This window comes from Nocardiopsis protaetiae (genome assembly GCF_045446735.1).
GTDB classification, from domain to species: Bacteria; Actinomycetota; Actinomycetes; order Streptosporangiales; family Streptosporangiaceae; genus Nocardiopsis; species Nocardiopsis protaetiae.
In genome coordinates, this window is record NZ_JBJJBV010000054.1 from 21103 (window position 1) to 39910 (window position 18808).

Annotated in this window: 19 protein-coding genes and 1 tRNA gene; 13 read left to right on the forward strand and 7 right to left on the reverse strand. The window is 72.9% G+C overall.

Translation table 11 applies throughout. The features are described from left to right. Positions 1-9 precede the first annotated feature (9 nt). A complete protein-coding gene (locus ACJOT3_RS11325) occupies positions 10-999 on the reverse strand; it encodes a malate dehydrogenase (protein ID WP_406971679.1) in 990 nt (329 codons plus the stop codon). A 260-nt stretch (positions 1000-1259) separates the two neighbouring features. Here ACJOT3_RS11325 and ACJOT3_RS11330 point away from each other — a divergent pair. Together ACJOT3_RS11330 and ACJOT3_RS11335 are read left to right on the forward strand one after the other, a co-directional pair. After that, positions 1260-1333: transfer RNA gene (locus ACJOT3_RS11330), tRNA-Ile, on the forward strand. Positions 1334-1492: 159 nt separating this feature from the next. Beyond that, positions 1493-3526 (forward strand): GDSL-type esterase/lipase family protein, encoded by a 2034-nt coding sequence (locus ACJOT3_RS11335; protein ID WP_406971681.1) that lies wholly within the window; start codon positions 1493-1495, stop codon positions 3524-3526. Here ACJOT3_RS11335 and ACJOT3_RS11340 read toward each other — a convergent pair. Then, positions 3495-4115 carry a TetR/AcrR family transcriptional regulator gene (locus ACJOT3_RS11340; protein ID WP_406971683.1) on the reverse strand — a complete coding sequence of 207 codons (621 nt, stop codon included), beginning with the start codon at positions 4113-4115 and terminating at the stop codon, positions 3495-3497. The two genes, ACJOT3_RS11335 and ACJOT3_RS11340, sit on opposite strands and share 32 nt — an antisense overlap. A 247-nt stretch (positions 4116-4362) precedes the next feature. Then, positions 4363-5082 carry a glycerophosphodiester phosphodiesterase gene (locus tag ACJOT3_RS11345; protein WP_406971685.1) on the reverse strand — a complete coding sequence of 240 codons (720 nt, stop codon included), beginning with the start codon at positions 5080-5082 and terminating at the stop codon, positions 4363-4365. 240 nt (positions 5083-5322) lie between these two features. Here ACJOT3_RS11345 and ACJOT3_RS11350 point away from each other — a divergent pair, with 240 nt between their 5' ends. Next, positions 5323-6096: a DeoR/GlpR family DNA-binding transcription regulator gene (locus tag ACJOT3_RS11350; RefSeq protein ID WP_406971687.1), complete on the forward strand. Its 774-nt coding sequence runs from the start codon at positions 5323-5325 to the stop codon at positions 6094-6096. Positions 6097-6124: 28 nt separating this feature from the next. Here the strand turns inward: ACJOT3_RS11350 and ACJOT3_RS11355 are convergent, their stop codons facing one another. Both ACJOT3_RS11355 and ACJOT3_RS11360 read right to left on the reverse strand, forming a co-directional pair. Next, entirely contained in the window at positions 6125-6577 is a 453-nt protein-coding gene (locus tag ACJOT3_RS11355; RefSeq protein ID WP_406971689.1) for a VOC family protein, read from the reverse strand. A 65-nt stretch (positions 6578-6642) separates the two neighbouring features. Continuing rightward, on the reverse strand, positions 6643-7911 hold the full coding sequence (locus tag ACJOT3_RS11360; protein WP_406971691.1) for an MFS transporter: 1269 nt from the start codon (positions 7909-7911) through the stop codon (positions 6643-6645). Between the two features lie 186 nt (positions 7912-8097). On the opposite strand from ACJOT3_RS11360, the gene ACJOT3_RS11365 reads away from it, so the two are divergent. The 3 genes from ACJOT3_RS11365 to ACJOT3_RS11375 all read left to right on the forward strand — a co-directional run bounded on the left by ACJOT3_RS11365 (position 8098) and on the right by ACJOT3_RS11375 (position 11187). Beyond that, on the forward strand, positions 8098-9735 hold the full coding sequence (locus ACJOT3_RS11365) for a sensor histidine kinase (protein ID WP_406971692.1): 1638 nt from the start codon (positions 8098-8100) through the stop codon (positions 9733-9735). Positions 9736-9778: 43 nt separating this feature from the next. After that, positions 9779-10435, forward strand: a complete 657-nt coding sequence (locus ACJOT3_RS11370) for a response regulator (RefSeq protein WP_406971694.1) — start codon at positions 9779-9781, stop codon at positions 10433-10435. Between the two features lie 95 nt (positions 10436-10530). Beyond that, positions 10531-11187 carry an HD domain-containing protein gene (locus ACJOT3_RS11375; protein WP_406971696.1) on the forward strand — a complete coding sequence of 219 codons (657 nt, stop codon included), beginning with the start codon at positions 10531-10533 and terminating at the stop codon, positions 11185-11187. A gap of 55 nt (positions 11188-11242) precedes the next feature. On the opposite strand, the gene ACJOT3_RS11380 is transcribed toward ACJOT3_RS11375, so the two are convergent. Both ACJOT3_RS11380 and ACJOT3_RS11385 read right to left on the reverse strand, forming a co-directional pair. Continuing rightward, complete coding sequence (locus ACJOT3_RS11380) at positions 11243-11509, reverse strand: DUF4031 domain-containing protein (protein WP_406971698.1); 267 nt, start codon at positions 11507-11509, stop codon at positions 11243-11245. Beyond that, positions 11506-11973, reverse strand: a complete 468-nt coding sequence (locus tag ACJOT3_RS11385) for an Lrp/AsnC family transcriptional regulator (RefSeq protein ID WP_406971700.1) — start codon at positions 11971-11973, stop codon at positions 11506-11508. Before ACJOT3_RS11385 ends, ACJOT3_RS11380 begins: the two co-directional genes overlap by 4 nt. Before the next feature lie 205 nt (positions 11974-12178). Between ACJOT3_RS11385 and ACJOT3_RS11390 the strand changes: the two genes are divergently transcribed. From ACJOT3_RS11390 to ACJOT3_RS11420, 7 genes are all read left to right on the forward strand, one after another. Further along, positions 12179-13087, forward strand: coding sequence for a tryptophan 2,3-dioxygenase (locus tag ACJOT3_RS11390; RefSeq protein WP_406971702.1), 909 nt, complete (start codon positions 12179-12181; stop codon positions 13085-13087). Between the two features lie 204 nt (positions 13088-13291). After that, complete coding sequence (kynU, locus tag ACJOT3_RS11395) at positions 13292-14530, forward strand: kynureninase (protein WP_406971704.1); 1239 nt, start codon at positions 13292-13294, stop codon at positions 14528-14530. A gap of 699 nt (positions 14531-15229) precedes the next feature. Then, entirely contained in the window at positions 15230-16114 is an 885-nt protein-coding gene (locus ACJOT3_RS11400) for a hypothetical protein (protein WP_406971706.1), read from the forward strand. 409 nt (positions 16115-16523) lie between these two features. Then, positions 16524-16961 carry an Lrp/AsnC family transcriptional regulator gene (locus ACJOT3_RS11405; protein ID WP_220562578.1) on the forward strand — a complete coding sequence of 146 codons (438 nt, stop codon included), beginning with the start codon at positions 16524-16526 and terminating at the stop codon, positions 16959-16961. 61 nt (positions 16962-17022) lie between these two features. After that, positions 17023-17814 carry a PhzF family phenazine biosynthesis protein gene (locus tag ACJOT3_RS11410; RefSeq protein WP_406971708.1) on the forward strand — a complete coding sequence of 264 codons (792 nt, stop codon included), beginning with the start codon at positions 17023-17025 and terminating at the stop codon, positions 17812-17814. 132 nt (positions 17815-17946) lie between these two features. Continuing rightward, on the forward strand, positions 17947-18390 hold the full coding sequence (locus ACJOT3_RS11415) for a hypothetical protein (RefSeq protein ID WP_406971710.1): 444 nt from the start codon (positions 17947-17949) through the stop codon (positions 18388-18390). A 19-nt stretch (positions 18391-18409) separates the two neighbouring features. Beyond that, the coding region (locus ACJOT3_RS11420; protein ID WP_406971712.1) for an isochorismatase family protein at positions 18410-18808 on the forward strand (399 nt) is incomplete at its 3' end.

Here is an 18808-nt window from a genome sequence, read left to right on the forward strand (position 1 = left end):
AGGGGTTTCCTAGACCAGGCCGAGCTTCTTGACGGTGTCGCGCTCCTCGACGAGCTCCTGGACGGAGGCGTCGATGCGGCCGCGGGAGAACTCGTCGATCTCCAGGCCCTGCACGATCTCCCACTTGCCGTCGCGGGACACGACGGGGAAGGAGGAGATGAGGCCCTCGGGCACGCCGTAGGAGCCGTCGGACGGGATGGCGGCGGAGGTCCAGTCGCCCTCGGGGGTGCCGTTGACCCAGTCGTGGACGTGGTCGATGGCGGCGTTGGCGGCCGAGGCGGCGGAGGAGGCGCCCCGGGCGTCGATGATCGCGGCGCCGCGCTTGGCGACGGTCGGGATGAAGTCGTCCTCCAGCCACTTCTGGTCGTTCACGGCCGCGGCGGCGTTGGCGCCGTTGACCTCGGCGTGGAACAGGTCCGGGTACTGGGTGGCGGAGTGGTTGCCCCAGATCGTGAGCTTCTTGATGTCGTTGATCGACACGTCGAGCTTCTTGGCGAGCTGGGTGAGCGCGCGGTTGTGGTCCAGGCGGGTCATCGCGGTGAAGCGCTCGGCCGGGACGTCCGGGGCGTGGCTCTGGGCGATGAGGGCGTTGGTGTTGGCGGGGTTGCCGACCACCAGCACGCGTACGTCGTCGGCGGCGCCGGCGTTGATGGCCTCGCCCTGGGGCTTGAAGATGCCGCCGTTGGCCTCAAGGAGGTCGCCGCGCTCCATGCCCGGGCCGCGGGGGCGGGCGCCCACGAGCAGGGCGACGTTGGTGCCCTCGAAGGCCTGGCGCGGGTCGTCGAAGATGTCGATGCCCTGGAGCAGCGGGAAGGCGCAGTCGTCCAGCTCCATCGCGGTGCCCTCGGCGGCCTTGACGGCCTGGGGGATCTCCAGCAGACGCAGCTTCACCGGGGTGTCGGCGCCGAGCAGCTGGCCGGAGGCGATCCGGAACAGCAGGGCGTAGCCGATCTGACCGGCGGCGCCGGTGACGGTGACGTTGACGGGTGCTTTGGACATGGCGTGAACTCTCCTGACGACGATGTGCGACCCGCGATGTTACCAACGGGTACGAAGCGGCGCCGGTACCGGGCGCCGGGGTCGCCGGGCGCGCGCCGCACCACACCACACTAGACCGCACCGCGTCGCGCACCGTGACCCAGGTGCGCCCAACGCATCCGGCCGACGCCTCCGGGGCCCGCCATCCCTTGCACGGCAGTGCATTCGCGGCTCGGAAACGGCGGACACACCCTGTTAGGATGACGTGCGTCGACGACGGCGGGCCGGTAGCTCAGCTGGTTAGAGCAGGGGACTCATAATCCCTGGGTCGCGGGTTCGAGTCCTGCCCGGCCTACCCCGTTCCCCCGCGCGCACCCGCGGGGTCGCCCGTGCCCGTGAACCCGGCGACGGTCTCTCCGCGGTGTCCCACGTCTCACCAACCTCCCCGAACCCTGCGTCGTCGCAAGGATCGTTAGTACGGGTGTGTCCGTCGGACCGACCAAGGGGGCGCGGGGTGGACGAACGGCCGAGCGGGCGCGGGGCGCACCGCAGGACCCGGCGGCGCGAACCCGGCGCCTGGAACAGGGGCCTGCTGCGCGCGTGCGCCGCCGTGGTGGTGGGCGCCGCCCTGGTGACCGTCCTGCACGCCACCGCCTCCCGCGACGTGGACGCCCGGCCCACCGAACCCGCCCCGCAGGCGCCCGCCGCACCCCCCGGCCGCCCCTTCGACAGCCTCCTGGACCGCACCGGCGTCTCCCGGGACGAGGCGGCCGCCGGCGTCGACCTCGACGGCGCGGGCAACAGCCTCTCCGCCCGGGCCCTGGCCCTGGCCGGGTGGACGCCCGGGCGGGAGGTCACCCTGCTGGGCACCGCCCTGGAGGTCCCCGACTACGCCCCCGGGCGCCCCGACCACCTGGTCGCCGACGGCCAGGAGGTGCGCCTGCACGGCCGCCATGAGTCGCTGGCCTTCCTGGTGACGGCCACCGGCGCGGACGGCGCCCCGGTCGGCGGCACCGGCCGGATCGTCTACACCGACGGCACCGAGCAGACCTTCTCCCTCACCGCCCCGGACTGGGCCGCCGGCCCGGCGGGCGACGCCGCCCTGGTCCTGCCCTACGCCAACGCCGGGGCCCCGGACGGCGCCGACTCCGGCACCGGCGCCGTGTCGGGTCCGGTGCGCCTGTACGCGCGCTCGGTGCCCGCCGACCCCGGGCGGGAGGTCTCCCACCTGGTGCTGCCCGTCACCGCCACCGGCGACCTGCACGTCTTCTCCCTCGCCGCCCGCCCGGCCGACCACGGGTGGACCGGGACCTGGGCCCGGGCCACCTCCGCCTACATGGAGGTGGGCCCCTGGCAGGACCAGACGGTGCGGCTGGCGGTGCGCAGCACCGCGGGCGGCCACCGGGTCCGGATCCGGCTGGACAACACCTTCGCCGCCGCGCCGGTCACCATCGGCGCCGCCTCGGTGGCCCTGCGCGGGACCGGCGCCGCCACCCGCGGCTCGGCCGTCCCGCTCACCTTCGGCGGCCGCTCCGACGTGTCCATCCCGGCCGGCGGACAGGTCTACAGCGACCCCGTCGACCTGCTGCTGCCGCCGCAGACCGACGCCCTGGTCAGCCTGTACCTGCCCGACCCGGTCGCCGCGGCCCCGCTGCACTACGCGGCCGGGGACACGAGCTACCTCACCGAGCCGGGCGGCGGCGACCTCACCCTGGACACCACCGGGGCCCCGTTCACCGGCCGCCTCTACCAGTGGCCCTTCCTCACCGGCATCGAGGTCATGGACGCCCCCGGCGCGATCGCCGTGTTCGGCGACTCCATCACCGACGGCGCCCGCTCCACCCGGGACGGGTACGCGCGCTGGCCGGACGTGCTCAGCGCCCGCCTGCACGCCCGGTCCGACCTGCCCCACCCGGGCGTCCTCAACCTGGGCATCGCGGGCAACCACGTGGTGAGCGACGCCTACACGGGGGAGGGGGTGTCGCTGAACGCCTCGGGGGTCTCCCAGCTGCACCGGGCGCCCCGCGACGTCTTCGGCCAGTACGGGGCGGACACGCTCGTCCTCTTCGCCGGGATCAACGACCTGCGCTGGGGCACCCCCCACGACCAGGTCACCGCGGGGCTGGAGGAGCTGGCGGTGCGGGCCCGGGAGCGCGGGATGCGGGTGTTCGTCGCCACCCTGGGCCCGTGTGCGGGGGAGGCGCGCTGCACCGCGCAGGTGGAGGCCGCCCGCCAGGCGGTCAACACGCACCTGCGCGCCCGCGCCCAGGACCCGGCCTCGCCGTTCGAGGGGGTGTGGGACTTCGACGCGGTGCTGCGCGACCCGGACGACCCGGCCCGGCTGCTGCCCGCCTACGACTCGGGCGACCACCTGCACCCGGGGGACGCGGGCCTGCGCGCCCTGGCCGAGTCGGTGGACCTGGACGAACTGATGGGCCGGGCCCCGGTACGACAGGGCACCGGGGAGGGTACCGGTGGTGAGGGTGCCGGCGGCGAGGGGGCCGCCGGAGCCGGTGTCAGCGGGGACAGCCCAGGTGGTGGTGGATGACCAGGTCCACGTAGACCGCGCCCAGGTCGTCGAGGCTGAGCCCGCCCTCGGGGCGGTACCAGTGCAGCAGCGAGTCGAAGGTGTCCAGCACCTCGTCGGTGGCCCGCCCCGGGTCGTCCACGTGGAAGGCGCCGGCCAGCACGCCGTCGACGACGATCTGCCGGATGTGCTCCCGGTAGGTGCGCACGAGCGCGCCGATCTCCCGGTGCCGCTCCTGGTCGATGGCGCGCAGGGTCGGCAGGATCTCGTGCGCCAGCGCCGTGGCGGCCCGGTGCCGCCACCCCGTCTCCACGTGCCGCACGACCAGGGCGGACATGCGCGCGACGGCGTCGGTCCGGGGGTCGTCGGCGGCCAGCTGGCGCTCCACCCGCTCCCGGGCCGAGCGCAGCACGATCGCGTAGGCCAGGTCGAAGCGGGTGGGGAACAGGCGCCGCAGCGCGGCGGGGTCCGTCCCGGTCTCCGCCGAGATGCGGCGGGTCAGTTCGGACATGGGCAGGCCCCGCGACCCGTGCTCGGCGAACAGCCTGGCGGCACAGTCCAGGACTGGGGCCGTTGCGCGGAGCGCGCGAGGGGAGATGTCGGCCGTCATGTGTCGGTGTCTCATCGCTCGGGGGCGCACCGTCGAGGGGACGGCGGTGCGCGTCGGGGTTCCTTGCGTGAATCACTTTCGAGGATATCCGCGATCGCACGGCGAAACGGGTGGAACCGCGGAACTCGGTGGTCAATGGCGGGTTTTCGTGACACATGTGAGCCGTGCGAGAAATGTCGTGTGAAATGCCCTCCGTGGCGCCTCCTCCCCAGGGGCGCCACGGTGCGCATGAGGCCGCCGCAGCGGCTCAGACCTGCCCCGTTGTCTGTACTCCCCCCTGGACGCGGCCGGTCGTGAGGGGGACGAGGTCGTCCACCCGCTCGGTGGCGATGGCGTCCACCCCCATTCCCACCAATCGTGCCATCTCCGTGAAATCGTTCACCGTCCACGCGGCGACCGAATATCCGAATCGATGCATTTCCCCGATCGAGTCCCGCGTGATCAGGGTGTGGTGCGTCCCCAGGTACGTGGGCCGCAGTCCGCGCAGGGCCGACTCCGTGGGCGGGGTCGGCTGGTCCCAGGCGAGCATGAGGCGGGCCTCGGGGTTCTGGGCGCGCAGGGCGGCCAGGGTCTCGGTGGAGCCGGTGTGCAGGATCCGGGCGGTGGCCCGGTCGCGCAGCAGCGAATCGGCGGCCAGCGCGGCCTCCGGAGAGGCGCAGTCCACCAGCAGCGGCGGCCCCTCGTCGTCGCGGAACTCCGCGGCGACCTCCATCAGTGTCGGGATGCGCCGTTCCACGTCGTCGCGGGCTCCGGCGAGTTCGGCGAGGGTCAGTTCGGCCACCGGCCGCGGCGGGGACCCCGGGGTCGCCACGGTGCGTTCGTCGACCAGGACGGGGTACCCGTCCGAGGTCAGGTGGACGTCGATCTTGACCAGGTCGGCCCCGGCGCGCCAGGCTGAGCGCAGGGCCGGGAGCGTGTTCCCGGGGAAACGTGCGGTGTCTCCGCGCAGTGCGATGGACAACGTCATGCTGTCAAGAGTGGCAAAAACCACCGGCGCACGTGGGGCAAACAGGAAAAACGCCGAAACAGGCCGCGGCGGACGCGGTGCCGGGCCGCGAACGGCGGTGTGTCCGGGGGGTTCCCGCGCGATTGCGAGCGGACTCACGTCGTGGGACAGGCGTCCCGGGTGCCGCGAACTGGGAAACTTTGTTACACGGCGTCGTGACCGCACGGCGCAGCGGCCAGGCCCCCGACTGTGAGGCGAACGATGATTCCGGACCAGCGACGAGAGCACATCCTCAAGCTCCTCCAGGAGCGCCACGTGCTGAGTATCAACGAGCTCACCTCGATGCTGTCCGTGTCGCACATGACCGTCCGCCGCGACATCCAGGCGCTGGAGAACGACGGCAAGGTCCTGTCGGTCACCGGCGGGGTGCGGCTGGCCGCACGGCTCAAGAGCGAGCCGTCCTACCTGGCCAAGGCCCAGCTGGAGGTGCCCGCCAAGCGGGCCATCGCGCGGGCCGCCGCCGACCTGGTGCGCGAGAACTTCACCATCTACCTCGACGCGGGCACGACCACGCTCCAGATGGTCCCGATGCTCACCGACAAGGTGGGGCTCACCGTCATCACCAGCGACTTCAACGTCGTCGGCCACCTGATGGAGTACCCGGGCATCGAGCTCATCCACACCGGCGGCGTGGTGTCGCACTCCGACCACTCCTCGGTGGGCCGGTTCACCGCCGAGTTCCTCAAGCAGGTCAACGTGGACCTGGCGTTCATCGCCAGCAGCTCCTGGGACGCCGAGCGCGGCTCGACCACCCCGTCGGAGGCCAAGGTGATCGCCAAGCAGCAGCTGCTGCGCATCGCCTCCAAGAGCGTGCTCACCGTGGACAGCACCAAGTACGGGAAGTTCGGCACCTTCCGGGTGGCGAGCCTGGAGGAGTTCGACCTCATCATCACCGACGACCGGCTGCCGCGCTCGGCCGTGGACGAGCTGGCCGAGCGCGACGTGCGCCTGAAGCTGGTGGAGTGCGAGCGCTGAGCGGGCGGGGCCCCGGGCCCCGGCCCCGTCAGCCCCCGTCCTCCTCCAGGTCGGCGCGGGTGAACAGGGCCAGCTCGGTGCCGTCGGGGTCGTAGAAGAGCAGGGTGGACCCCTCCTCGCCGTGCACGATCGGCAGGTGGTCCACGTCCTTGTCGGCGAACCGCTCCTCCCACGCCTCCAGCTGGCCGAGGTTGGCGACGCCGAGGGTGAGCCGGTCCAGGCCGCAGTGCCTGCGGTCGAAGCGGTTCTTGAAGTTGTCCCGGTGCTGGATCAGGGCCAGGAGCAGCCCCGAGGCCGGGTGCAGGCACTCGGTCCGCAGGGTTCCGTCGTGGTCGCGGCGGCACTTGACCTTGAAGCCGAGCACGTCGCGGTAGAACTCCACGCTCTCGTCGCGGTCGCGCACCGAGAGGGTGATGCGGGCCAGTCCGGTGAGCTGGGGCACGTCGTCCTCTTTCGAGCGGCGGGAGTCGAGGATGGTCATGAGTCCGAGCACGATGTACGAGCCTAAGGGTCACAGGGTTCCGCGGGCTGCCTTTTAACGCGGGTTTAACGCCGGATGTTCCCGGTATCACCGCCGGTTTCACTGTCGGCCTCAACGCCGACCTCGGGGGCCCGTTCGTACCAGCGGGTCCGCATGACCGCGACGGTCACCAGCAGTGACACCAGCCCGCCCAGCGTGGCCAGCGCGAACGCCCCCTGGTGGCCGTTGGCGTCGGCCAGCGAACCGGCCACCGCCGACCCCAGGGCCTGGCCCAGGATGAGGCTGCTCAGCACGATCGCCATCGACTGCGACAGGCGGCTGGCCGGGGCGGCCCGCTCCACCAGCGCGAACAGGGTCACCAGGTGCGGCCCGATCGCGGCGCCCAGCACGAACACCGCCAGCGCCAGGGTGAGGGCGCCGTGCGGCAGGTACAGCGGCAGGGTGAGCAGGAACAGCGCGCCGGCCGCCGCCCGCGCCCGGGCGGTCAGCGTGAGGCGGGCGGGCAGGGAGGCCATCAGCAGCCCGGCCACGGCGCTGCTGGCGCCCATCACCGCGTACATCAGCCCCGAGAGGTCGCCGTACCCCGACTCGGCGGCGAACGCGGTGACCCCGGTGGACATGCCGCCGAAGAACAGGCCCTGGCAGAACATGGGCACGGCCAGCACCAGCAGGGCGGGCACGGCGATCCGGCCGCCCCGGCCGCGCACCGGCGCGGACCCGGGCGGGGCCGTGGGGTGCAGCGCGAACACCGTTCCGAACACGCCGATGAGCAGCGCGGCGCCCAGCACGCTGGCGGTGGGGGAGACCAGCACGGTCAGGACGCCGACCAGGGCCGGGCCCAGGACGAACGCGGCCTCGTCGAGCACCCCCTCCACCGACATGGCGGCGGCCAGCGAGCGCTCGCGCTCCGTGCCGCGGTCGCCGCGTTCGCGGATGAGCACCACCCAGCGGGTGCGCGCCATGGGCGCCACCTGGGGCAGGCACAGGCCCGCCAGGGCGGACAGCCCGGCCAGGACGGGCAGGTCGTACCCGGCCAGGACGGCGGCCACGAGCAGGGCGATGAGGACGGCGTCGGCCAGCGACATCACCAGCAGGGGCAGTCGCTGGCCGTGGCGGTCGGCGAACCGGGCGATGACGGGCCCGCCGACGGTCTCGCCCAGGGCGAAGGCCCCGCTCACGGCTCCGCCGGCGGCGACGCTGCCGGTGGTCCCGGTGACGAGGGTGAGCAGGCCGATGAGGGACATCGAGATCGGCAGGCGGGCGAGGAAGCTCGCGGTGAGAAGCGGCCATCCGGCCAGGTCGCGCATTCGGCGCAGGGTCTGTAGCGGGGACAAGCGTCCGCCCCTTTCGTGGTTCCCGTCCCGCGCGCTCGTCCTGGCGCTTTCCGGGTACCGGCACGACGCGACGAGGGGGACCACGGAAGGGGACCGCAATACATCCCATGATAGGCCGCATCGGACATTCCGGCACTGACTTTCGTGGGTACCGGCGGCCGCGCGGCGGTCGATAGCGTCGATGACATGGAAGAACCCGCCCCGACCCGGGGGACCCGTGTCCGCCGTGCCCTGAGCCGCGCGCTGCGGCCGCTGCCCGGACCGCCCACCCGGGCCGCCGCGCTGGGCGACGCGGCCCTGGGGGCGGTCGCGGCGCTGCTGTTCCTGGGCGAGGTGGCACTGCTCGCCCTGGCCGGGGAGTTCGGCGCCGGCGAGGCCGTGGCCCGGGGAGCCGTCGGGACGGCGGTGGTGGCCGCGGTCGCCGTGCTCGCCCGCCGCCACCCCCCGGCCGCCCTGGTGGTGGCCGCGGCCGGGGCGTTCTGGTCCTTCACCGGCGGGCTGCTGCTGGCGTGCGTCTCCTACCTGGCCGGCCGCCGCTCGCCCGACGCGCGCCCCGCCCTGGTCCTGGCCGCCGCGGCCCTGGTGCTGGGCACCCTGCCGCTGCTGTGGGGCGCCTACCCCCCGGACACGTGGGCGATCGCGGTCGTCACCCTGCTGCTCAACACCGGCCCCGCCTGGCTGCTCGGCGCGTACCGGCGCCAGCACGCCGCGCTGGCCACCGCGGGCTGGGAGCACGCCCGCCAGCTGCGCCGCGAGCACCGGCTGGTCGCCGAGCAGGCGCGCAGCCGGGAGCGCTCGCGCATCGCCCAGGACATGCACGACTCCCTGGGCCACGAGCTCAGCCTCATCGCCCTGCGCGCCGGGGCCCTTGAGGTCGACCCCGGGCTGGACGAGCGGCACCGCACGGCCGTCGCCGAGCTGCGCGCCACCGCGGTCACCGCCACCGAGCACCTGCGGGAGATCATCGGGGTGCTGCGCACCGACGCCGAGCCCGACCCCGTCACCCCCTCCGGGGAGGGCATCGCCGACCTCGTCGAACGCGCCCGCGACTCCGGGATGCGGATCACCCTGGTCAACGAGGTCGACACCGCCGCCCTGTCGCCCATGGTGGGCCGGGCGGTGCACCGGGTGGTCCAGGAGTCCCTGACCAACGCCACCCGGCACGCCCCGGGCACGGAGGTCGCCGTCTCCATCGCCGGGGACGGGGAGCGCCTGGAGGTGCGCGCGGTCAACCCCGGCCCCGACGAGGCGCGGGAGGCCGGGCCGAACGGGGTCGGCGGCGGCCGCGGCCTCATCGGCCTGCGCGAACGCGTCCGCCTGGCCGGCGGGGCCTTCGCCGCCGGACCCACCGGCGACGGCTCCTGGGAGGTGTGCGCGGTCATCCCCCTGCGCGGCGGCTCCGCGCCGCCCGACGAGGCCGCGGAGGAGGACGAGGACACCGCCATCGACCGGCTCCAGCGGGCCGCCCGGCGCCGCATCCGCGGCTGGTCCATGGCCCTGGTGGCGGTCCCGGTGACGCTGATCGCGGCGCTGGCGGCCCTCATGGTCTGGGTGATGGCCACCAACATGCGCGAGACCACCCTCACCCCCGAGGAGTTCGAGGCGCTGCGCCCGGGCACGCCGCAGAGCGAGATCGAGGAGGTGCTGCCGCCCTTCTCGGTGCCGTTCGACTCCCGGGAGCTGGCCGAGGGCGCGGTGCCCGAGGGGGCGGTGTGCAGCTACTACCGCAGCAGCGCCGACCTGTTCGACCGGGAGCGGGTGTTCTATCAGCTGTGCTTCACCGACGGTCGGCTGTCCGGCAAGGGCGAGGCACCGATACGGTGAGCGCGCCCGCAGCGGCCGCGACGACCACGAGGAGGGCACACACGTGATCAGGGTGCTGATCGCCGACGACGAGGCGATGATCCGCGCAGGGGTGCGGGCCATCGTGCAGAGCGACCCGGAGATCGAGGTGGTGGCCGAGGCGGCCGACGGCCGGGAGGCGGTGGACCTGGTGGTCTCCCACCGGCCCGACGTGGCCCTGGTCGACATCCGCATGCCCCGCATGGACGGGCTCGCCGCGGCGGAGGAGATGCGGCGGCTGGTCCCGTCCACCGCCGTGGTCATCCTCACCACCTTCGGCGAGGACGCCTACATCTCCCGCGCCCTGGGGGACGGGGCCTCGGGGTTCCTGCTCAAGGCGGGCGACCCGCGCGAGCTGATCACCGGAGTGCACGCCGTCGCCGACGGCGGCGCCTACCTGTCCCCGCAGGTGGCCCGGCAGGTGATCGACCGGTTCGGCGGCGGGCGCCCGGCCCGCGAGGCCGCGGCCCGGACCCGGATCGAGCAGCTGACCCAGCGGGAGCGGGAGGTGCTGGCCCTGGTCGGGGCGGGGCTTTCCAACGCCGACATCGCCGACCGCCTGTTCCTGGTGGAGGGCACCGTCAAGAGCTACGTCAGCACGATCCTCAACCGGCTGGGGCTGCGCAACCGGGTGCAGGCGGCCATCCTCGCCTACGAGGCGGGGCTGGGCGCCGACGGCTGAGATCCGCGGGCCGGGGGCGGGCGCGTGACTCGAACCGCGGCACCCGGGTAGGGGAGACTGGACCGGACGCGGACGGCGGCGGAGAGAGGGCGCGGATGCTCGACGAGGAAGAGGGGATCCTGCTCGGGGCCTCCTGGGAGCGGCTGGCCGGTACCTCCCCCGAGGCGCGGGCCGTGGGACGCGAGCTGCTGCTGCGCTGGAGCGAACCCCACCGGCGCTACCACACCCTCACCCACCTGTGGGCGACGCTGCGGGCCGTGGACGTCCTGGCCGACGAGGCGGTCTCGCCCGACCTGGTCCGCTACGCGGTCTGGTTCCACGACGCCGTCTACGAGACCGAGCCCGGCCGCGACGAGGACCAGAGCGCCGCGCTGGCCCGCGACCTGCTCCCCATGCTGGGCATGGCCCCGGAGCGGATCGCGGAGGTGGCCCGCCTGGTCCTGGTGACCAAGGACCACGCCCCCGCGCCGGACGACGCCGACGGGCAGGTGCTCTGCGACGCCGACCTGTCCGTGCTGGCCGGCGCCCCGGACGAGTACCTGGCCTACACGGCGGCGGTCCGGGCCGAGTACCGGCGGGTGCCCGACGAGGCGTTCCGGGCGGGCCGCTCCCGGGTGCTGCGCGGGATGCTGGACGCCCCGCAGATGTTCCACACCGAGTTCGGGCGTATCCACTGGGAGGCGAAGGCCCGGTCCAACATGCTCGCGGAGCTGGACCGGCTCGCCGCCGAGGCCCCGATCGACCAGCCCTAGCGGCCCGGCGGCCCGGCGATTCAGCGGCTCACTGGTTCAGCGGTTCAGCGGTGGCTCAGCGGCGGACCTTGGGGCGGCGCAGGCCGGAGGCGCGCAGCCGGGTCACCAGCTCCCGCCCGCTCACGTGCTCGGCACCCAGCGCCAGCGCCAGGGCGTGCAGGTGCTCGGGGATGTCGTAGTGGTCGCGGTCGAAGGCCCGCTCGGGCACGCCCAGCGCCCGGGCGAAGTCGTGCAGCTCGGCGTAGGAGCTGTCGCTGACCAGGTGCGCGAACAGCCAGCCGCGCGGGCCGGGCCAGACGGGGGTGTCGATGAGCACGCTCATGGGGTCCTCGGGGCGGTGACCGGGCGCCAGGGCACCGGGCTGGACAGGATCATCGTGCTGGAGGGGCGGCCGTGCGCGGCGAGGCTGTCGATGACCTCCTCGAAGTGCTCCATGGAGCGCACCGCGATGAGCAGGACGCAGCAGTCGTCGCCGGTGACCCGGTGCACCTGGAGGATCTCGGACAGCTCCAGCGACCCGGGTTCGCGCAGCAGGCAGTGCGCGCCGAAGCACTGCATGCGCACCAGCGCGGTCACCGGGAGTCCGGCGGCGGCCGGGTCCACGTGCGCGTGGTAGCCGGTGATGACCCCGCGGTCGGTGAGGCGGCGGACGCGTTCGGCCACGGCGGGGGCCGACAGGTTGACGCGCCGGGACAGCTCGTTGAAGGACAGCCGGCCGTCCCGCTGGAGCTCGGCGAGGATCCGCTGGTCGACGCCGTCCAGCGCGGTTGGCGCGTGTGAGGCCATGCTTTGCGATCCCAAAGTAGTTCTTCTGGACATGTTATGGATACCAGGTCGATGTCCTGCTTTGGGGCTCAACGTCCATTCCTTTTCCCTCTGTTCTGCTCGATCATGTGTGCTGACGTACACAGTGCCGTGACGGGGGCTTCGCCGACGGCGCCGTGCACGCGCCGCCAGCACGTTCCGCGCAGTACCACGAGGGGTAGTCCCGATGCTCACCACGACGTCCGCCCAGCAGTGCCCGTACATCCCCGCCGATGTCGAGGGCACCGACGCCGAGGCCCGGGCCCGGCGGGCACAGGACAACGCGGGACAGCCCACCCTGGCCTTCGACCGCAACACCCCCTACGTCGACTACGCCGGGATCGACACGCTGCTGCGCCTACAGAACCCGCGCACCGACGAGCCCGCCGAGACGGCGTTCATCATCGGCACCCAGATCATGGAGCTGCTGTTCGTCCTGATCCAGGAGCGCTGGGAGATCGCCCGCGAGGCCCTGGAGAACGACGACCTCCCCACCGCGCTGGCCTGGCTGCGCCGCGCCACCGCCGCCCAGGACGTCCTCAACGACTCCTGGAAGCTCCTCGGGGACATGAGCCCCACCGAGTTCAACCGCTTCCGCGACTCCTTCGGCGAGGCGTCGGGCTTCCAGTCCTTCGGCTACCGCAAGCTCGAATTCGTGCTCGGTAACAAGTCCGCACCCATGATCCGCCCGCACAAGGGCATGAGCGAGGTCGCCGCCGACCTGCGCGCGCTCCTGGAGCGGCCCAGCCTGTACGACGCCGCGCTGCGGCTGCTGCACCGGCGCGGCCTGCCGCTGCCGGAGCGGGCCGTCGAGCGCGACTGGACGCAGGAGTACGTGCCCGACGAGCAGGTCGAGGCGGCCTGGGCGCTGGTCTACGCCGACGACCGCCCCGGCAACGACCTGTACCTGCTGGCCGAGGCGCTGATGGACGTCGCCGAGCGGGTGACGCGCTGGCGCCACCTGCACCTCATGGCGGTCAAGCGCGGCATGGGCGCCAAGCCCGGCAGCGGCGGCTCCAACGGCCTCACCTGGCTGGCCCGCAACGTCGAGAAGGACGTCTTCCCCGAGCTGTGGTCGCTGCGCAGCACGATCTAGACTGTGCCCTTTTTGAACCTCCGCTTCGCTTCGGTTCGTGCTCGGCGCCCCTGGAAGGCGGGAACCTTCGGCCCCTCCGTCGACGTCCTCGTTCCTCGGACGTCTCCTCCGGGGCCTCCAGAACCCCGCCGGCGCCTCGCGAACCCCCCGTGGAGCAGGAAGGTATTCAAACCGAATCACCATGAGCAGGAAGCAGGACGTTTGATGACGCCCACCACCCGGCAGGAGTGCGCCGCGCTCGACGCCGCCGACCCCCTCGCCCCGCTGCGCGACGAGTTCGTGCTCCCCGCGGGGGTGATCTACCTGGACGGCAACTCGCTGGGCGCGCTGCCGCGCAGCACCCCGGGCCGGGTCGCCGACATGATCGAGCGGGAGTGGGGCCAGGACCTCATCCGCAGCTGGAACGACGCCGGATGGTGGGACAAGCCCCGCACCCTGGGCGCCAAGGTCGCCCCGCTGGTCGGGGCGGACGCCGACGAGGTGATCGTCGGCGACGGTGCCTCGGCCAACCTGTTCAAGTGCGTCGTCACCGCGCTGCGCCTGTCGGAGCGCTCCGTGGTGCTGGGCGAGGCGGGCAACTTCCCCACCGACCTGTACGTCGCCGAGGGCGCGGTCGCCCTGGCCGGGGCCGTCCAGCGCCGGGTGGACCCCGACGGGCCGGACCTGGAGCGGGAGCTGGCCGCCGGGGACGTGGCGGTGCTGCTGCTCAGCCACGTGGACTACCGCACCGGCATCCTGCGCGACATGCCCGGCATCACCCGGCTGGCCCACGAGCACGGCGCCCTGGTGATCTGGGACCTGTGCCACAGCGTGGGCGCGGTGCCGGTGGAGCTGAACGCCGCCGGCGCCGACTTCGCGGTCGGCTGCACCTACAAGTACCTCAACGCCGGCCCGGGCGCCCCCGCGTTCCTGTACGCCGCCCGCCGCCACCACGCGGCGGCCGACCAGCCGCTCAGCGGCTGGCACGGGCACGCCCGCCCCTTCGACTTCACCGGCGACTACGAGCCCGCCCCGGGTATCTCGCGCTTCCTCAGCGGCTCCCAGCCGCTGGTGGCCGACGCCGCCCTGGAGGCGAGCCTGGACGTGTGGGCCAAGGCCGACCTGGCGCAGGTGCGCGCCAAGAGCCTGGCGATGACGGACCTGTTCCTCGCCCGGGCCGCCGAGGTGGGCATCTCCTCGGTCACCCCGGCCGAGCACGCCCGGCGCGGCAGCCAGGTCGCCCTGGTGCAGCCGGAGGAGGGCGCCGGGTACCCGATCGTGCAGGCGCTCATCGCCCGCGGCGTCGTCGGCGACTTCCGCGCCCCGGACGTGATGCGGTTTGGGTTCACGCCGCTGTACCTGCGCTACACGGACGTGTGGGACGCGACCGAGGCCCTGCACGAGGTGGTCCGCTCGGGGGAGTGGCGTGAGGAGCGCTTTGCCCGCCGCAACCAGGTGACCTGAGCCGGGAGGCCTTCCCCGGGGGTCGCGGCCCCCGGGGATCTTTGTGTCCGGAGGGGAACATCCGCCCTGCGTGTGACCCTGCCGGAGGTGGTGGATTGCCCTGGCTTGACCATGGACGTCCGCTTCCGAGTCCGTGCGCGCCGGGTCTCGCCGACCGTGACCTACCGGCGCGTACACCGGGCCCCGTAGGGGTCCCCGGGCACTTTCCGGAGTGTCGCGGGGAGCCGTGACGAGGGCCACGGATCGGGCCCGCCCGCCGTCCTCGGGCGGGCCCGGAACCCCCGCCGCGGCGGGGGTTCCGTCGTTTCCGGACGCCGTCCGGTATTGACCCGTACCGTGCCCGGGTGAACACGGATCGTCATTTTACCCGGGATCCTTGCGCACTTTGCTTAAACGTGGGTTAGTGTCCTCGTGATCGCTTCGTTATGAGTCTTCTACGAAGTGGTGCCGAGCCCTTGACCGGCCTGTGAGCCGCAAGGGAATCGAGACCCTTTCCGGGAATCCGGGCCGCCCGCATCCAGGAGCCGGCCACACGGACCGCCGAAGTCCATCGGCGCTTTCCGATTCCCGCCCGCCGATTTCCGTGGCGGGAGAACCCTGTCATGTCGCCCTTTCCAGGCGTGCCCACGCATGCCCGGTGAGCTGCTGCGACGTGCCGAAGGTCTTCTCGGCTCCCGTTGTCTACCTGGCAGATACTTCATGAGCAACGACACTCCCATCCAGTACGGCAAAGTCACCGCGACCTACTTCTGGGACGACGGTTCCGGCATCAACGGTGACACGGGCGCGCCCGCAGGCGGCGAGCCCATGCAGAAGGGCCTTTTCTCCAGCCCGAGCTGGCCGCTGGGTACCGAGGGCTACGTCGTTTACGAGGGCAAGAAGGCCGAATTCTTCATCGGTGACCGCGGCCCCGGCGTCCCCTCCAACGACTGCAACGTCCTGCTGGACATGGACGGCATGACCTTCGCCGAACTCACCGGCGAATCCTGGAACGACACGAACTACACCGTCAGCGGCGGCAACGGCCACCTCTACGACGTCGAGTACTTCATCACGAAGTGGGGCGACGGCAACGGCACCGAAGGGGCCCCGCACCCCTTCCAGCAGCCCGACAACAAGTGTGAGAGCGCCGTCGAGCCGATCCCCGAGGAAGTCCTCAACGAGAAGTCCGACGAGGAGAAGAAGGCCGAGGAGGAGAAGAAGGAGCAGGAGCAGGCCGAGAAGGCCGAAGAGGAGAAGAAGGAGAAGGAGAAGGCCGAGGCCGAGCAGCAGGAGGCCGAGGAGCAGGCCGCCGCGGCCGACGGCTCGGACGACTCCGGCGACTCGGGCGTGACCGCCGAGACCGCGGCCAACGACCTCTCCGGCGTCCAGCTCACCGGTGCCGGCGACGGCATGGTGGGCGGGGCCGGCCTGCTGGCCCTGGCCATCATCCCGGCCATCCTCATCGCCCTGTTCTTCGCCTGGAACCGCCGTCCCGCCGGTGCCCACGCCGGTGCCGAGGACGAGGGCCGCGGCCTGACCGCCCTGAGCAGCGGCCGCCACAGCCTGGGCTCCCTCTTCGACCGCCTGCGCGGCCGCGAGTAGGGATCCCTCCCGGGCCTGCCGGGTCCCCGTGATCACGGGGAGCCCGAGACGCCAGGTGTCCTCACGGACAAAGGGACTCTCCGGGGCACGCGATCCGGCGGGTCGACGAAGGGCCGTGGTCATCGAGACCACGGCCCTTCGGCATGTCCGGGGGCGCGCCGATCGCCGTTGACCGGCCCGCCCGCCGACCCCGACCGCGCCCGGGACCGTGGGATCCGGCGGCGCCATTGCCGTCGGCGGTCTTCGGGAGGCGTTCCCGGATCGGTGTACTCCGTGTCTTGAATATGAGGCGAATCACCCCATATTGTCGATGCCTCCACGCCGATACTGGACGAACTGCTCAGTAGAGCCACCACTCGACCCCCTAGGTCTTCCGGGACCGTGACCTGAGCGGTATGAGGTAAGACACATGGCCGTGCCGTTGGACGACACCGACCGCCGCATCATCTCCCTGCTCCGCGACGACGGTCGCATGTCCATCCGGGCCGTGGCCGAACAGGCCCACATCTCCCGGGCCAACGCCTACTCCCGCCTGGAACGACTGCGCGACGAGGGGGTCATCCGCGGGTTCACCGCCGTCATCGACCCCGAGAAGTACGGCATCGGCCTGTCGGCCTACGTCTCGGTGCGCATCGAACAGCACTCCTGGGAGAGGTTCCGCGAGTACCTGCGCGACATCCCCGAGGTCGACCACGCCGCCCTGGTCTCGGGGGACGTGGACCTGCTGCTGCTGGTCCGGGTCGCCGACGCCGGGGCCCTGCGCACCTTCGTGCTGGAACGCCTCCAGCGCATCCCCGAGGTCAAGAGCACCCAGACCATGTTCATCCTGGACGAGCCGCCGCTGTGAGGTGCCATTCCCCCCGCGAGTGGCCCTTTTCCCGGCGGACCCGCCTCGGCAGGATGAGCGCATGCCCGAATACCGCGTGATCGACGCCTTCACCGACCGGCCGCTGGCCGGGAACCCCGCGGCCGTCCTCGTCCTGGAGGACGCCTACGACGACGCCTGGGCGCAGGGGGTCGCCGCCGAGTTCAACCTCTCGGAGACCGCCTTCGCCCGCCCCGTCGACGTGCCCGACGCCGACTACGAGCTGCGCTGGTTCACACCGACCGTCGAGGTCGAGCTGTGCGGGCACGCCACCCTGGCCACCGCCCACGCGCTGACCGAGCTCGGCGTGCCCGGCCCCTACCGGTTCACCACGCGCAGCGGCGTGCTCACCGTGGTCGAGCGCGACGGGCGGCTGTGGATGGACTTCCCCTCCCTGCCCCCGCAGCCGATCGAAGCCCCCGAGGGGCTGGCCGGGATACTGGGCGCCGAACCCCTGTGGGTCGGCGTGGGCGGGACCCGCGACCTGCTCGTCGAGGTCGCCGACGAGAAGACCGTGCGGGGGGTGGCCCCCGACCTGGCGGCCGTCGCCCGGCTGCCGTACCGCACGCTGATGCCCACCGCCCGGGCCGACGCGGACGGTGTGGACTTCGTGTCCCGGGTGTTCGGACCCCGGGTGGGCGTCCCCGAGGACCCCGTCACCGGCAGCGCCCACACGGTGCTCGCCCCGTTCTGGGCCGAGCGGCTGGGCCGGACGGAATTGTCCGCGCACCAGGCCTCGGCGCGCGGCGGTGACCTGCTGCTGGAGCACCGCGGTGACCGGGTGCTCATCGGCGGTCACGCGGTCTCGGTGGCCCGGGGGGAGCTGAACCTCTAACGTGGACGCAGCGGGAGGGGTGTGCGGTGGGCGCGTACCCCTCCCGCTCCCGTGTCCCCGGTTCCCGGATCGCCCGACCCTTCCACCCCCGACTCTTCTCCCCCCCCGAACCCCCTGATGTGAGGAGCGCCCATGGAGCAGTGGACCACCGAAGAGGACGTCCACGCCGCCCGGACCCGCCTGGAGGAGGGACACCCGGGCTGGGAGCGGCCGGCGGCCTTCGCCGTCGGGCGCGAGCGCGACGGGGAGCTGTACTTCCCGCTGGTCAACGTTCCCGGGGCCATGCACGGCCTGCCCTCGGTCGTGCTGGGCCGGGTCCTGGGGCACACGAGCGGCACCGCCGTGTACGACCTGGACGCCGACGGGCTGCGCGCGGCCGAACGGGGGCTCGCCCCGGCCCAGGCGTGCACCGTGTTCGACCACCCCAACCTGTTCGCGTGGCGGGACCTGCTGGAGGACCTGCGCGACACCGACCGCCTCTTCGCGGTGTTCGTGCAGGACCCGGCGGACCCGCCGGTGGACGAACGCGACCGCGCCTTCCGCCGCGCCGCCGAAAAGGCGGACGACCGCCGGTGACCTGTGCCACTATGGCGGCATGTCGTTCGTACTGGTGTTCGTAGACGTACAGGACAACTTCCTCGAAGGGGCGGCGGCGGTCCCGGGCGCCGGGCCCCTGCGCGCCGAACTCGCCGCCCTGCTGGAACGCGCCCGCTCCTCGGGGGCCCCGGTCGTGCACGTCCTCAACGACGGGGCACAGGGGGAGGTCGACGAGCCGTTCGGCGAGGGGTGGCAGCCGACCTTCCCGGCCCGGGAGGACGAGCCGGTGTTCCGCAAGACCGACCCCGACGCCTTCACCTCCCCGGGGCTGGCCGAGGCGCTCGCCGTCACCGGCGCCCGCGGGCTGGTGCTGGCCGGCTTCCAGAGCGAGTCCTGCATCTCCGCCACGGGGCGCCGCGCCCTGGGCGAGGGCTACCGGGTGGTGCTCGCCCAGGGC

Coding starts and splice junctions, on each gene's coding strand:
- ACJOT3_RS11325 (WP_406971679.1), bottom strand. CDS start 999: ATGTCCAAAGCACCCGTCAACGTCACCGTCACCGGCGCCGCCGGTCAG.
- ACJOT3_RS11340 (WP_406971683.1), bottom strand. CDS start 4,115: ATGACGGCCGACATCTCCCCTCGCGCGCTCCGCGCAACGGCCCCAGTC.
- ACJOT3_RS11415 (WP_406971710.1), top strand. CDS start 17,947: ATGGAGCAGTGGACCACCGAAGAGGACGTCCACGCCGCCCGGACCCGC.
- ACJOT3_RS11365 (WP_406971692.1), top strand. CDS start 8,098: ATGGAAGAACCCGCCCCGACCCGGGGGACCCGTGTCCGCCGTGCCCTG.
- ACJOT3_RS11375 (WP_406971696.1), top strand. CDS start 10,531: ATGCTCGACGAGGAAGAGGGGATCCTGCTCGGGGCCTCCTGGGAGCGG.
- ACJOT3_RS11355 (WP_406971689.1), bottom strand. CDS start 6,577: ATGACCATCCTCGACTCCCGCCGCTCGAAAGAGGACGACGTGCCCCAG.
- ACJOT3_RS11405 (WP_220562578.1), top strand. CDS start 16,524: ATGGCCGTGCCGTTGGACGACACCGACCGCCGCATCATCTCCCTGCTC.
- ACJOT3_RS11380 (WP_406971698.1), bottom strand. CDS start 11,509: ATGAGCGTGCTCATCGACACCCCCGTCTGGCCCGGCCCGCGCGGCTGG.
- ACJOT3_RS11390 (WP_406971702.1), top strand. CDS start 12,179: ATGCTCACCACGACGTCCGCCCAGCAGTGCCCGTACATCCCCGCCGAT.
- ACJOT3_RS11350 (WP_406971687.1), top strand. CDS start 5,323: ATGATTCCGGACCAGCGACGAGAGCACATCCTCAAGCTCCTCCAGGAG.
- ACJOT3_RS11410 (WP_406971708.1), top strand. CDS start 17,023: ATGCCCGAATACCGCGTGATCGACGCCTTCACCGACCGGCCGCTGGCC.
- ACJOT3_RS11400 (WP_406971706.1), top strand. CDS start 15,230: ATGAGCAACGACACTCCCATCCAGTACGGCAAAGTCACCGCGACCTAC.
- kynU (WP_406971704.1), top strand. CDS start 13,292: ATGACGCCCACCACCCGGCAGGAGTGCGCCGCGCTCGACGCCGCCGAC.
- ACJOT3_RS11385 (WP_406971700.1), bottom strand. CDS start 11,973: ATGGCCTCACACGCGCCAACCGCGCTGGACGGCGTCGACCAGCGGATC.
- ACJOT3_RS11345 (WP_406971685.1), bottom strand. CDS start 5,082: ATGACGTTGTCCATCGCACTGCGCGGAGACACCGCACGTTTCCCCGGG.